The sequence below is a fragment of the Endozoicomonas sp. 2B-B genome (genome assembly GCF_053470045.1).
This window is the reverse complement of the sequence record NZ_JBLZMU010000001.1, coordinates 1,337,496-1,352,736: the sequence shown is the minus strand read 5'-3', so window position 1 is coordinate 1,352,736 and position 15,241 is coordinate 1,337,496. Positions and strand designations below refer to the sequence as shown.

Below are 15,241 nucleotides of genomic sequence, written 5' to 3'. Positions count from 1 at the left end.
TCTTGATCTATCCTTCCTCTCTGTAAACCAGAAAGCAAGGATAGAATTATCAAACACTCACCTTTTGCGGCAGTGATGTTTTTACTTCTGACGTTGTCTCTCCCCTGTCAGGCTGAACTCCGGACAAGATGTTTTATTGTCGAGCTTGAACAGGATACTGGTTCTCCAGATCAGGGCTTTTACTTAAAACAAGACCAGCACACATTGTCAGAAAACCCGTCAGACATTATCTGTACTTCAGACCATTCAGGATTTGATTCGCCCCCTGATGATATACCTCAAAAATCTTGCAGTTATGGAGTTAAAACAACCATCATTAATGTGATTTCGTGGCAATGGCTTTATACCACTCATCTGCTGGCGGTTAACCAACTTATCCTGACCACCAGAGACGCTCCTCTGTTCTCCAATCCTTATTCATGGTTACCTCCAGAAGCAATTATAGTTTTCTGTTGGCTTTTAAAAAGCTACTGGAACCCCAATTCACCGATGTTTAACCCGATTGAACCAAAAGTGGCTCAGCAAGAGGCGAATCAGAATCAACCGTTTGCGACCATCAATGCAATGTTTGGCTACGGAAATAACCAACAACAATGCCAGCCATCAGCATCATCCGGTCAGCAATTCCAGAAAGCCTCCAATCACCTTACAGGCTCTTTCAACAGTCTCGTGAATATTGACTATCGCGGCGGTAATGGAGGCCCTCAAGAACAGTCACACACCCTGGGTTTAAATTGTTTCATCTATCCCTGTCGTGGCGTTTGCAGATTTCGACCATTATCTTTCAGCAGTGAGCCCACTGAATGGGCATTGAGTACCGAAGAAAGTTCGAAAGGACAAAGCTCATGCACCCATTTGGTGAATGAATGCCGTTTTAATTGTATAGGTGATTTTGATCTTGCAGGCGCAACATATTTCCAACAAAAACCACCTATCGAAACATGGATTGATCCCACTTCCATTCATCTCCAATATAATTCTGGCCAACTAGTTGAGCTTAAGCCGCATAACGTGTACGACAACGTTACAGACGGGGTTGCCTCAGAAGGAATGGCCCCGGACTACAAAAGCGAATATCACAGCGAGCAACCAACCTGCAAAGTTACAGTGGTCCGTGAGGATGGTCAGCAGCGGCCATGCGGGATGGTCTGCAAGAATATTCAAGCCCTGGTGAATCACAAAAGAAGAGCCCACACCGGGCCAAAAGCCTGTTATATGACCCTGGTTGGAGAGGATGGCCAGCGGCAACCATGCGGGCAAGTCTGCAAGAATGCTCTATCGCTATCCGTTCACGAAAGCAAAGTACACTCCGGGCAAAAGACCTGTGACGCAAGAGTCATCGGAGTGAATGGCCAGAAGCACCTCTGCGGGAGGGTCTGTAAGAATGCTGGAGCCCTGTCGGATCACAAAATAAGATACCACAGCGGGCAACAAACCTGTGACGTGAGAATGGTCGGGGAAGATGGTCAGCAGCGGCTATGTGGGAAGATCTGCAAGAGTCTTAAGACCCTGTCAGATCACAAAAGAGCAGCTCACGGCAGGCAACAAATCTGCGACGAAATAATGATCAGGGAGGATGGCCGACTGCAGCCATGCGAGGCGATCTGCAAGGGCTCCAAAGCTCTGTCTGATCACAAAAAAAGATACCATAGCGGACAACAAACCTGTGACACAGCCCTGATTGGGGACGATGGCCAGCAATGGCCATGCGGGAAAGTCTGCAAGAATATTTGTACCCTGACGTATCACAAGAAAACAGCTCACAGCAGGCAATAAACCTGTGACGTAAAAATACTCGCAGAGGATGGTCAGCTGCGTCCATGCAGGGAGGTCTGCCAGCTTTCTATGGACCCCTCGAATCACAGAAGAATACATCGAAAGCACAAGCCTGTTGATGAACGCCGGGAGGATGACTCCACTCCACAAAAAGGTAAATGAATAAGTGGTATGGATATGATACCCATCATTTATGAAGGAGGCACAAAAACACACTTATTTTCTTGATCTATCTTTCCTCTCTGTAGCCAGAAAGCAAGGACAGTATTATTAGATACTTACTCTTTGCGGGACTGCTTTTGCTGATTCAGTCACTATCTGTCGTCTGGGCCGAACCGTGGACAGGACGTTTTATGATCGAGTATGAACAGGATGCTGGTTCTTCAAACCGGTGCTTTTTCATAAAGCATGACCGTCAGACATTACCAGACAACCCGTCAGATATTGCCGACACAAACGGCTGTTCAGGATCAGCTTCGCCCCACGATGACAAACGCCAAAAACTTTGCCGTTACGAAGTGAAAACGACCACCTTTGAGTCAACTTCGTGGCAATGGCTTCATGTCACAAAGCTACTGCTTGCTTACGAGCTGACCCTGACAACCGACCCCTTCCCTCTATATTCGAACTTTTCTTCATGGCTATCTGTAAAAGCGATTTTTGCGATCATCGCAGCGATGTTTGGCTCTGGAAGTAACCAGCAAGAATACCAGCCATCTGTATCGTCCAGCCAGAAAGCCCCACAACCCATCACCCGCATGGCTGGTTCATTAACCAACCCTGTGTATTCTGGCTCTGGCGACGGTAAAGGAGATCCTCAACAACACCTGCACACTCTGGGTTTAAATTGTTTCGTCTATCCCTGCATTGGGGTTTGTCAATTCCGATCATCACACGATAGCAGAGCACCCGCTGAATGGCCGCTGAGTTTCATTGAAAGCTCATGCCCTCATTTGACTAATGGATACTGCCTTAGTTGCATAGGTTTTGATCCGGCAAACGAAGCATATTCCGAACAACACTCAGCTCTTGAAACATTGAATGAACTCCCTGAAATTCACCGCCCATTCGATTCTGACCAATTGACTCAGACACAAGAACTCATGACAAATCACAAAAGCAAATGCTACGTTGGGAACCTGGTATGCAACGAGCTCCGGGGCGGGGAGTATGATCAGCCGCAGCTATGCGGAAGGGTTTGCAAAAATACTAAAGCCCTTTCGGTTCACAAAAGCAGATACCATACCGGGCAAAAAATCTGTGACGTGACCCTGATCGGAGCAGATGGCCAGCCAGGGCTGTGCGGGAAATTCTGCAAAAATGCTCAAGCCCTGTCGGATCACAAAAGAAGATACCACAGCAGACGTCAAACCTGTGATGTGAATCTGGTCGGGAAAGATGGCCAGCAGTGGCCATGTGGTATGGTCTGCAAGAATGCCCGCTCTCTGGCGGAGCATAAAAGTAAATGCCACAGCGGGCAAAAAACCTGTGACAAAACAGTGGTCAGGAAGGATGGCAAACAGTGGCCATGCGGGAGGGTCTGCAAAAATGCTAATGCCCTGTCGAATCACAAAAACAGAGTGCACACCGGACAACAAACCTGTGATGTGATGGTAGTTGGGGAAGATGGCCAACAACAACCATGCGGTATGATCTGCAAGAATGCTAAAACCCTGTGGGACCACAAAGGAAGACATAGAAAACACAAGCCTGTTAGTCTGGACTCTGACCTCGGCCTCTGATTTACCCAACCTTCCATGCTTTTTTCCGGCAGAAACCATCGGCTTTAAAGAGAATGTTTTTGACAGAAAAACATGTTTATTTTCTTGATCTATCCTTCCTCTCTGTATATCAGGATCCAGAGACAGAATTATTAAACACTTTCTCTTTGCGGCACCGTTGTTGCTGCTACTGTGGCTGTCTGCCGTCTGTCAGGCCAATCCGTGGAAAGGACGCTTTAGTGTTGAGCTTGAACTGAATGCAAGTTCAAAACAGAGCTTTTCCATAAAGTCTGACCGGCCAACACTGTCGGGAAACCCGCTAGACACTACCGACACAAAAAGCTACCCAGGATCAGCTTTGTCAACCGATGACAAACAACACAGACATGCTGGTTCGACCATTATTGAGTCGATCTCGTGGCGATGGTTTTACGCCACGAATCTGCTGATGGCTTTTGAGCTGATCCTGACCACTCAAGACGCTCTTCTGAGCTGCACTCCTTATTCATCGCTACCTTTGGAGGCGATTATAGCTGTCAGCTGGCTTTTAAAAAGCTTTTGGCATCCCGATTCACCGCTGTTTAAATCAATTGAACAACAGGCGGCACTTATGTTGACAGAGGGGGATCACCGATTTGCAACCATCACCACTATGTTTGGCTCTGGACATAACCCACCCCCCTATCAGGCATCAGAATCATCCGGTCAACCCACCCCTGCGACCAGTAACCAGGCTACAGACTTTTTCACCAGCATCTTTTACTCCGGCTCTGCCGATGGCAACGGAGGCTCTCAACAACACCAACACACGTTAGGTTTAAATTGTTTCGTCTATCCCTGCAATGGCGTTTGTCAATTCCGACCACCATCCGATAGCAGCGATTCAGTTGAAAGGCCGCTGAATTCTCCAAATAGTTCGATAGACAACGCAGTAACACCTCAACAAACATGTCCTCATCTGCCCCATGGACACTGCCTCAGTTGTATGCGCTATCTTGATCCTGCATGCGCCTCTGCCTCCCAGGCATACTCAACCTTGAAAACATTGGATGAGCTTTTTGAAATTCAATTGCCATTCGATTCTGGCCCACTATTTGATCGAGAGGTGAACGACTTTGGTAGCAACCCGGCCAATAACTTCAACTCTATTGACTTACTGAATGCAGGAGCAGCCTATAGATCGGATGCTATAGGAGCACCCAATGATGAAGAGCTGACGTTCAGGAATTTTTCTTTCAACGACTATGAATTTCCGGCCACTAACGGGTCACTCGATCTTCAGAGTTTTGCCGAAAATGCCAGATTTTCCCTGACACTTAACCAATCCCCTCTTCCGACGGGAATTTCAGAAACACAACAAACAACCCATGAATCATTCCAATTGAGTCAAAGCCAGGCTGATCGTCCCCCGACAGCCGCAGCATCAGCCCTTTCAGATCGCATAATCGTCACCGGGCAAACTACCTGTAACTTAATAGTGATCGGGGAGGATGGCCAGCAACAACTTTGTGGAAAGAGCTACAAGCGTATTCAAAGTCTGTCGGAACACAAAAGCAGAGAACATAGCGGTGAAAAAACCTGTGATTCAACAGTGATCGGAGAGGATGGTGAGCAACGACCATGCGGAAAAGTCTGCAAGAATGCTCGAGTCCTGTCATGTCACAAGAGCAAAATCCACCCCAGGCAACAAGTCTGTCACGTGAAGGTGGTCGGGAAGGATGGCCAGCCACAACCGTGCGGAAAGGTCTCAACGAGTGTTGTCGCCCTGTCATCTCACAAAAGCAAAGCTCACAGCATGCAAAAGACCTGTCATGTGACAGTAGTCGGGAATAATGGACAGCTTCAGCCATGCGCAAAGATTTTTAAGAGTGCTCAATCTCTGGCAAGTCATAAATGCCAATATCATTCTGGGCAAAAGACCTGTGATATGATAACAATCGGCGAGGATGATCAATCGCATCCATGTGGGAAGATCTGTAAGAATGCTCAGTCACTATCGACTCATAAAAGCCAATATCATAGCGGGCAAAGAACCTGTCGCGTGACAATAGTCGGGGAGAATGGACAGCTTCAGCCATGCAAAAAGATTTTTAAGAGTGCTCTAAGTCTATCGACTCACAAAAGCCAATTTCATAACCAGCAATGGATCTGTGATGTGACAATAGTCGGGGAGAATGGCCAGCTGCAACCATGCGGGAAGGTCTACAGGAGACCTCAGTCTCTGTCGACTCACAGAAGAAAAGAGCATACAGGGCAACAAATCTGTGACTCAACCATAGACAGAGGGAACAGCCAGTCGCAACCGGGCGCCAGGGGCTGCAGTAATGCTGAAACCCTGTTGCAACATAAAAGAATAGATCGAAAACGCAAGCATACCGCCGAGGAGCAGGAAGATGACCTCAGCCCTTAAAAAGATTGAGTAAATAAGTAATGATCTGACCTCCGCTCTTTCGTTAGGTGATCTATTCTTCTTGCCAGTGAACTAGATTCCAGGGATAGAATTATTAAACATACTCTCTCTTTGGCACTGCTTTTGCCGCTTCTGTCGTTTTCTGTCGTCTGTCAGGCCAAAACCTGGACAGGACCTTTTACTATTAAGATTGAACAGAATTCGGGTTCTCAAAAACAGAGCTTTTTTATAAAGCGTAGCCGAGGTACACTGCCGCCCTCCTCAGACATTGCCGACACAAACGGTTATACAGGATCAGATTCGCCATCGGATAGAAAGCGACAAAGTCGTGTCTGTTCGTCTATCATTGAGCCGATTTCGCGGCAATGGCTTTACGTCTCGAACCTGCTGATTGCTTACGAACTCATCCTGACCACCCAAGACGACTCCCATAGCTCCACCCCTTATTCTTGGCTACCTTTGGAAGCGGTTGTCACTGCCTGCTGGCTTTTAAAAAGCTTTTGGAATCATGATTCACAGTTATTTAAACCAATTAGACTACAGTCGACATCTATTTTGACACAGAGAGATCAACTGTTTGCGACCATCACTATGACACTTGGCTCCGGACATAATCCACCCCAAAATCAGCCAGCTGAATCATCAAGGCATCGTACTCCACAGGCCACCAGCCAGCCTACAGGCTATTTTACTCATCTCCAGTATTCTGAATCTGCCGACGGTAACGAAGATCCACAACAACATTCACACACTCTAGGTTTAAATTGTTTCATCTATCCCTGTCGTGGCGCTTGTGAATTCCGACCATCATCCGATAGCAGTGATCCTGATGAATGGCCGTCGCATTCTATAGAAAACTTGCGAGCTCACATAAAAGCAACACCCGAACAAAACTCATGCCCCCATTTGGCTGACGGGCGCTGCTTTAGTTGCATAGGTCACTTTGATCTTTTGAGCGCTAAAGATTCCCAACCAAACTCGGCTGTCGGAACATTGGACGATCTTTCTGACATTGAATTTCCGTTCGATTCCAGGCCTCTATTTGATCTGGAGGCGTATAACTTTGATAACGACCCGATCAATAGCTTCAGCTTTTCAGACTTAATGAGTGCAGGAGTGGCCTTTACAAAGAATACTAACGGGCTACTCAATGATGAAGTGCTATCCCACAGAAGTTTGTCGTCCAACGCGCTTGAGTTTCCGGTCATTAATCGGTCACCCGATCCACACGGTCTTTCTCAAGAAGCAGGGGGCTCCCTGACATTCACCCAACTGCCTCCTCCAATGGGAAATTCAGAAACACAACCAAACACCACTGAATCGTCACAATTGAATCAAAGCACAGCTCGTCATTCCCAAACAGGTGTCGCACAAGCTTTTTCAGATCACAAAAGCAGAGTCCACAGCGGGCAAAGAACCTGTAACGTGACCGTGACCGGAGAAGATGGCCAGCCAAGGCCATGCGGGAAGATCTGCAAGCATGCTCGAGCCCTGTCGGATCACAAAAGAAAAACACATGGCGAGCGACAAACCTGTGACGTGATCGTGTTAGGGGCGGATGGCAAGCATCGGCCATGCGATCGAGTCTGCAAAAATGCTCGAGCTCTTTGGAATCACAAAAGAAGAAGCCATAGCGAGCAAAAAATCTGTGACGTGATCCTGATCGGTTCTGATGGCCAGCGACGGCCATGCGGTAAAATCTGCAAAAGTGTTCAAACCCTGTCGGATCACAAAAGAAAAAAACATAGAAAGCAAAAAGCCTGTAACACAAGCCTGGTCCGCAAGGGTAACCTGCAGAGTTCCTGAGACAGACTCTGCAAGAACGCCAAATTTCTGGAGAAAATCAAAAGAGAGCATCTAAAACGCAAACATGTTGATGTCGATCGGGACGATGGCGGTCCTTAGTCTGACACCCGCCCTTTCATGAGATTTTAACCGGTGCAACCTTTGTTTTTTTTTTGTAAAAAAACTTTGACAGGAAAGCGCACTTATTTTATTGATCTATCCTTCCTATCTGTAGTCAGAATGCAAGAATAGAATTATTAAACACTCACTCTTTGCGGCACCTTTGTTGCTTCTACTGTCGCTGTCTCTCGCCTGTCAGGCTAAACTGTGGACAGGATGCTTTGCTGTTGAACTTGAAAAGAATTCAGGTTCGGCAAAACAGAGCTTTTCCATAAAGCGTAACCGACTAACACTAGCGGGAAACCCGTCAGACACTGTCGACATAGACGGCTATACCGGAGCAGCTTCACCACCAGATGAAAAACGACACAGGCATGGCGATTCGAGCATTATTGAATTAATTTCATGGCAATGGCTTTACGCTGCTGACCTGCTGGTTGCTTTCGAACTGATCTTGACCGTTCAGGACGCTCTTCTTAAGTCAGAGCCTTATTCATGGCCACCTTTAGAAACGACTATTGTTGTCGCTTGGCTTCTAAAAAGCGCCTGGAACCCTGATTCACCAATGTTTAACCCGATTGAACAACATGAGTCGAGTCAGGATCAGCCCTTTGCAACCATCACTACGATGTTTGGCTCCGAACGTAACCCACCACAATACCAGCCATCAGAATCACCGGGGCAGCAGACCCCAAAAGCCACCACCCAACCTGCGAGCTATTTTACTGATCCACTGTCCTCTGACTCTGGCGACGGTAACGAAGACCCTCAACAACACTTACACACTTTTGGTGTAAATTGTCTCGTTTATCCCTGTAATGGCGTTTGTCAATTCCGTCCCTCTTCCGATAACAGCGGTCCCGCTGAATGGCCGCTGAATTCCGGAGAAAGTTCCACAGGTCACTCAAAAGCAATATCCAAACAGAGTTCATGCCCTCATTTCGCTAATAGATACTGTCTGACTTGCACCTGTTGTTTTGTTCCTGTAAATACTATAGATACCCAACAAAACTCGACTTTCGTAACATTAGACGATCTTTCTGACATTGAATGCCCATTCGATTCTGGTCGACAGTTTGACTTACAGGCCTATGACATTGATAGCAGCCCGACCCATAGCTTCAACTCTATAGACTTAATGAATGCAGGGCCAGACTCAACAACTAATGTGACCGGGCCACTCAATGATGATCTGCCAATACCCGGCTACTGGCCATCCAACGCTCATCATTCTGCGGTTGTTAGTGGATCCTGTCTGCAGAGTCTTCCCGAAGAAGCCGGGTTTTCCTCTATGCTCCCGCACCTGCCACCTCCAGTGGGAACTTCAGAAACACAACAAACCAATGCTGAATCTTCCCCATTGAGTCAACGCCAACCTCATCTTACCTCGACAGACACTGAACAGGCCCCTTCAGATCCAAAAAGCAAAGGCCACACCGGACAAAAAGTCTGTGATGTGAACGTGGTCAAGGAGGATGGCCAGCAGAAACCATGCGCGAAGGTCTTCAAGAATGCCAAAACCTTGTCGAATCACAGAAAAAGAGTCCACTCAGGGAAAAAAACCTGCTCGGCAACAATGCTTGGTGCAAATAACCAGCGGCAGCCATGTGGGCTAGTCTGCAAGAACTATCAGTTCCTTTTAGAGCACAAAAGAAGAGAGCACAGCGGGCAGCAAATCTGCTACGTAAAAATAGTCGGAGAAGATGGCCAGCCACAGCAATGCAGGAAGGTCTTCAAGAACCCTAATAGCCTGTCGACTCACAAAAGAAGCACCCACAGCGGGCAACGAACCTGTGAGGTAATAGTGACCGGGAAGGATGGCCAGCCAAGGCAATGCGGATTGGTTTGCAGGAGTGCTCATGCCCTGTCGGCTCACAAAAGTGGTTATCACAGCGGACAAAAAACCTGTGACCTGGACATGGTCGGGGAGGATGGCCAACAAAGACTGTGCGGAATGGTCTGCAAAAATGCGAGAACCCTGTACTATCACAAAGTAAAAGACCACAGCGGGCAACAAACCTGTAACCTAAGCTTGGTGGGAAAGGATGGTCAACGGCAGCCATGCGGCAAAATAAGCAACAATCTCAGATCTCTAGCGGTTCACAAAAGAAGATACCACAGAGGGCAACAAACCTGTGAAATAACCGTAGTTGGGGAGGATGGAGAGCAGCGACCATGCGGAATGGCCTTCGAAAGCAAAGGTGCCCTGTCGGATCACAAAAGAATACATCTAAAACACAAGCCTTTTGATCTGGATTAGTAATGGCTTCAATGCAGTCCTCTCAATCAGGAGCAACACTCGGACAAGACTCATGCTCCCATTTTGCAAGAATGCTCGCGTCCTGACGGATCACAAAAGAAGCACCCACAGCGGACAACAAATCTGTGACTTAATCTTGTTGAGAGAGGACGGTCAACAGCAGTCATGCGGCAGAGTCTTCAACAATGCCAGAGCCCTGTTTGATCACAGAAGAAGACCCCACATCAGGAAAAAAATCTGTGACGTGCTCCTGGTCAGAGGGGATGAACAACCGAAGTCATTCGGGACTGTCTGTAAGAACTCCAGAGCCCTGTCGTATCACAAAAAAAATATCACTCCCAACAATAAATCCGTGACTTGACTGAAGTTGGACAGGATGGGGGCAGAGTCCATGGGGGAAAGTCTGCAAGAGTGGTGTTTCCCGTTACAATCTTTGGTTTTTGACAGAGTTTTTCTGACGGAAAGACTTTGACAGATGAACACGTTTATTTTCTTGATCTATTCTTCCTTTCTGAAAAACCATGATGCAAGGATAGGATTATTAATCTCTCACTCCTTGCGGCAACGCTGTTGCTGCTATTGTCGTTGCCCGTCATCAGCCAGACTGGCCCGTGGTCAGGACCTCTCGTTGTCGAGTTTGTACAAGATTCAGGTTCTCCAAATGAGAGCTTTTCTATCGGACAGGTCTGGCATATATTACCAAATGAACCTTCAAATGTTGCCGTCAGAAACCACTATGCAGAACCAGATCTGCCACCCGAAATTAAACGATACAATAACTACAGTTACAGTCTGAAAACAACACTTATTGAGTCGATTTTCTGGCAGTTGCTTTCTGCCAACGAGCTGCTGGCTACCTACAAACTGATCCTGACTACTAAAAACACCCCCCTGAGCACCACACCTTATTCATGGATACCCGCAGAGGCGACTATAGCGGCGATCTGGATTATAAAAAACTATTGGCACCCCGATTCACCACTGCTTAACCCGATTGAACTACAGTCGACTTCTATGTTGACACAGTGGGGACAGCCGTTTTCAGCCATGATGACGTTTGGCTCCGGACATGACCAACAAAAATGCCAACCATTAGAATCATCGAGGCAGGATGCCCCGCAAGCCACTAGCCACCCTGCGGGCTATTCGACCACCCCACTGAATAACAAGTATGGCGGCGATAACGGAGGTCCTGACCAACAGCTGCATACTTTGGATTTTAATTGTTTCGTCTATCCCTGCCTCGGTGTTTGTCGATTGCGACTACCATCCGATAGCAGATGGCCCGCTGAATGGATGATGAATTCCAAAGAGAGTGCAGCAGGCCAAACAGGAGCAATACCAGGACAAAGCTCATGCCCTCATTTAGCTGATGGAAACTGTCTTGGTTGCATAGACTATTCATATTCTGAAGACGCTATACATCCCGAACAAAACTCGCTTTTCTACACGTCAAACTATCTCCCTGACATCCAACTCCCATTCGATTCTGCCCCACTATCAGAGCCACTGCTCCACGACATTAGTGGCAAGCCCGACAATAGCAGCAACTATACAAACGAAGTCGCCTTAATCGAGGTCACCTCAGAGTCAATGGTTGCTGGAGCAATCTGTGCAACCAAGACTCTCGCACCACTCCATGATGATATGGCAGGGAATTTGTCTTCCGGCGCTGACGGTTTTGCAATCGTTAGCAGGTCACTCGACCCAAATAATCTTCTCGAAGGAGCCACTGCTTCGGTTACTAACTGGTTCACCACGTCATTGGCTGAACATTGCCAATACAACCTGTTGAATTACAGAGGCAACATCCGCACCGGGCAGGAAATATGTGACTTGACAGTAATCGGTCAGGATAATATGCCACAGCCATGCGGAAAAGTTTTCACGAATGCTAAATATCTGTCATCTCATAAAAACAGAATCCACAGGGGGCAAAAAATCTGTTATCTGACCGTGGTCGGTAAGAATGGCAAGCAGCGAGCATGTGGGATGGTCTTTAGGAATATTAAAGCCCTGTCGTATCACAAAATAAGCCAACACACCGGAGAACAAACCTGTAGCATGACCGTGGTCAGGGAGGATGGTCAGAAACGACCATGCGGTAAGGTCTGCAGGTCTTATAAATCCCTGTTGGATCACGAAAGAAGAGGGCATAGTCGGCAACAAACCTGTAACACGACCGTAACCGGAGAGGATGGCCAGCCGCAGCCATGCGGAAAGGTTTGCAAGAGCGCTAAAGCTCTTTCCGATCATAAAAGAAGAAAACACACCGGGCAAAAAACTTGTGACTTCAGAGTGGTCAGGGAGGATGGCCAGCTGCAGTCATGCGGGAAGATCCTCAGCAATGCCAGGGCCCTGTCGGATCATAAAAGAAGAAATCACAGCGAGCAAAAAACCTGTGAAACAATAGTGATCGCAGAGGATGGTCAGCCCAGGCCGTGCGGGAAGGTCTGCAAGAGTGCCCTGACCCTGCTTGAACACATAAGAGGATGCCACGCCAGGAAAAAGACCTGTAACTTTATAGTGGTCGCCAAGGATGGCCAGCAACGGCCATGTGGAAAAGTCTACAAAAGTGTTCTTTCCCTGGCAATTCACAAATGTTCACATGGAAAACTCAAGTTTGATGGTCTGGAGGATAGCCCCAATCCTTGATCTGAAACCCTATTTAATGAGGTTTTGCCTCCTACAACCTTTGGCTTTTGACAGAGTTTTTTTAACAGAAGAACTTCAGCAGAAAAACACGCTTATTTTCTTGATCTATCCTTCGCTTTTTAAACCAGAAGGCAAGGATAGAATTATTAAACATACACTCTTCGCAGCACAGGTGTTGTTGCTTCTGTTGCGGTCTGTCTTCTGTCCGGCCGAACCGTCGACAGAACGTTTTTCTGTTAAGCTTGAACAGAATTCAGACTCTCCAATACAGAGCTTTTCCAAGTGTGACTGTCATACATTGCCGGGCAGCCTGTCAGGCACGGACTGCAATACCATCTGTACAGGCTCCTTTTCGCTACCCGAGAATAAACGACAAATATTTCTCAGTTTCGAAATAAAATCGACCATTCCCGTGTCAATTTCGTGGCAATGGCTTTATGCCACCCAGCTGCTGGTTGCCTGTGAACTGATCCTGACTGCCAGAGACACCCTAATGATCTCCAAACCATATTTATGCCTGCCTGTAAAATTGGTTGTCGCTATCGGTTGGCTTTTGAAAAGTGACTGGAATCCCGATTCACCATTGTTTAGTCCTATTGTACGACATTGGTCATTTATTATGACATGGGAGGATCGTCTGTTTGCGGTCATCACTTCAGCACTTGACTCTGGAAAGAACTCAGCACAATACCAGTCATCAGAATCATCCGGCCAAAACACCAGGGAAAAACTCACCTTCACTAAAGGCTATTTCAGCAACCTCCTGTATCCTGACTCTGACAATGGTGACGAGGGCCCTGAACAACACCAACACACGCTGAATTTAAATTGCTACGTCTATCCCTGTAATAACGTTTGCAGATTCCGACCATCATTCGATAGTTGCGAGTTATCTGAACAGCCACTGGATTACAGAGGAAGCTCACCTCATCTGGCTAATGGACACTGCCTGGATTACATAGATCTTTGTCATCCGGAGACTGCTGAAGACTCCCGGGAAGACCCGCTTCCTGAAATACTGAATGATTTTTCTGATATACAACCCCTATTCAATTCACACCCAGTATTTGCTGGCAACTCTGTAGACGGGATCGCCTTAAATGGAATCGCTTCTACAACAAATGCTGCCGAACCATTTAATGATGAATTGCCAATGCCCTGGAATTGGCCTTACACCGCTGACCATTTAATGGACATTAATGGCTCAAGCGATCTATATGATCTTCTCAGAGAGTCCGTTTTTTCCTCAACGCCTGATTATTCAGAAATACCTGGATCAACTACTGAATCATCCCAACCGGATGATGACCAACCTCATCTTTCGCCGGTAGGCGCAATAAATGCCAAAAACGACAGAAGACAACCAACCTGTGACGTAACAACAGTGGGAAAAGATGGCCAGTTGCGGCCATGTGGGGCCATCTTCAAGAATGCTCAATCTCTATCGGCTCACAGATACAGTTACCATACCGGGCAAAAAACCTGCACCAAGATTCTGATCGGAAAAGATGGCCAGTCACGGCCATGTGGGCTCGTCCTCAAGAACGCTCAATCTCTGTCGGCTCACAAAAGCAGTTACCATAGCGGGCAAAAAACCTGCAACGAGATTCTGGTCGCGAAGGATGGCCAGTCGCGCCGATGTGGGGCCGTCTGCAAGAATGCTCAAACCCTGTCGAGACACAAACAAAGAGACCACACCGGACAACAAAGCTGTGACATAAGCGTGTTTGGGAAGGATGGCCAGCTGCGACTCTGCGGGAAGGTCTGCAATAATGTCATTGCCCTGAGGGATCACAAAAGAAGAGCCCACGCCAAAGAATATGCCTGTCGGGCAACAGTGGTTGTGAAGAGTGGCCAGTCGCAGCCATGTGCAAGAGTTTGCAAGAGTCTTCAAGCCATGTCGGCTCACAAAACAAAATACCACAGCGTGCAACAAACCTGTGACGTGACCATGGTTGGGGAGGATGGCCAGCAGCAACCATGCGGAAAAGTCTTCAGTAATATCAGAACCCTTATGAGTCACAATCGAAGAGATCACTGTGAACAACAAATCTGTAACCTGACCGTGGTCGGAAAAAATGGCCTGCAGCAGCCATGCGGGAAGGCCTGTAGGAGTGCCAAGGCTATGTCATCTCACAAAAGCAAATACCATACAGGGCAAAAAACCTGTGAAGTGACCGTAGTCGGGGAGGATGGTCAGCCGCAGCCATGCGGGAAGGTCTGCAACACTGCTCAAGCCCTGAACAATCACAAAAGGGTACATCGAAAGCACAAGCCTGTTGATGTTGACCAGGAGGCTGAGAGAGGACAGCGCCCGTAGCGAGGATGCTCAAGTCCGACAGGCTCCTGGCAAATAGCTTCATAGACTTCGGCTTCAGTCCATAATCTGACACCCGCACCTTCTCATAAGGTGATCTATCCTTCATCTCTGTAAAGCAGAATGCAAGGATAGGATTATTAAACACTCACTCTTAGCGGCACCACTAATACTGCTATTGTCTTTGTCTGTCGCCT

Annotated in this window: 8 protein-coding genes; all 8 read left to right on the top strand. The window is 47.4% G+C overall.

Annotated features, from left to right (window positions below):
• Positions 1-75: 75 nt before the first annotated feature.
• The 8 genes from ACOMHB_RS05710 to ACOMHB_RS05675 all read left to right on the top strand — a co-directional run bounded on the left by ACOMHB_RS05710 (position 76) and on the right by ACOMHB_RS05675 (position 15,047).
• A complete protein-coding gene (locus ACOMHB_RS05710; RefSeq protein WP_448215832.1) occupies positions 76-1,776 on the top strand; it encodes a hypothetical protein in 1,701 nt (566 codons plus the stop codon).
• A 353-nt stretch (positions 1,777-2,129) separates the two neighbouring features.
• A complete protein-coding gene (locus tag ACOMHB_RS05705; protein WP_448215831.1) occupies positions 2,130-3,518 on the top strand; it encodes a hypothetical protein in 1,389 nt (462 codons plus the stop codon).
• A gap of 157 nt (positions 3,519-3,675) precedes the next feature.
• Positions 3,676-5,907, top strand: a complete 2,232-nt coding sequence (locus tag ACOMHB_RS05700; RefSeq protein ID WP_448215830.1) for a C2H2-type zinc finger protein — start codon at positions 3,676-3,678, stop codon at positions 5,905-5,907.
• A 111-nt stretch (positions 5,908-6,018) separates the two neighbouring features.
• Positions 6,019-7,713, top strand: a complete 1,695-nt coding sequence (locus tag ACOMHB_RS05695) for a hypothetical protein (protein ID WP_448215829.1) — start codon at positions 6,019-6,021, stop codon at positions 7,711-7,713.
• 262 nt (positions 7,714-7,975) lie between these two features.
• Positions 7,976-10,072, top strand: coding sequence for a hypothetical protein (locus ACOMHB_RS05690; RefSeq protein WP_448215828.1), 2,097 nt, complete (start codon positions 7,976-7,978; stop codon positions 10,070-10,072).
• Between the two features lie 52 nt (positions 10,073-10,124).
• A complete protein-coding gene (locus ACOMHB_RS05685) occupies positions 10,125-10,433 on the top strand; it encodes a hypothetical protein (RefSeq protein ID WP_448215827.1) in 309 nt (102 codons plus the stop codon).
• Positions 10,434-10,642: 209 nt separating this feature from the next.
• On the top strand, positions 10,643-12,727 hold the full coding sequence (locus ACOMHB_RS05680) for a hypothetical protein (protein ID WP_448215826.1): 2,085 nt from the start codon (positions 10,643-10,645) through the stop codon (positions 12,725-12,727).
• 172 nt (positions 12,728-12,899) lie between these two features.
• Positions 12,900-15,047: a hypothetical protein gene (locus tag ACOMHB_RS05675; RefSeq protein ID WP_448215825.1), complete on the top strand. Its 2,148-nt coding sequence runs from the start codon at positions 12,900-12,902 to the stop codon at positions 15,045-15,047.
• The last annotated feature ends 194 nt before the right edge of the window (positions 15,048-15,241 follow it).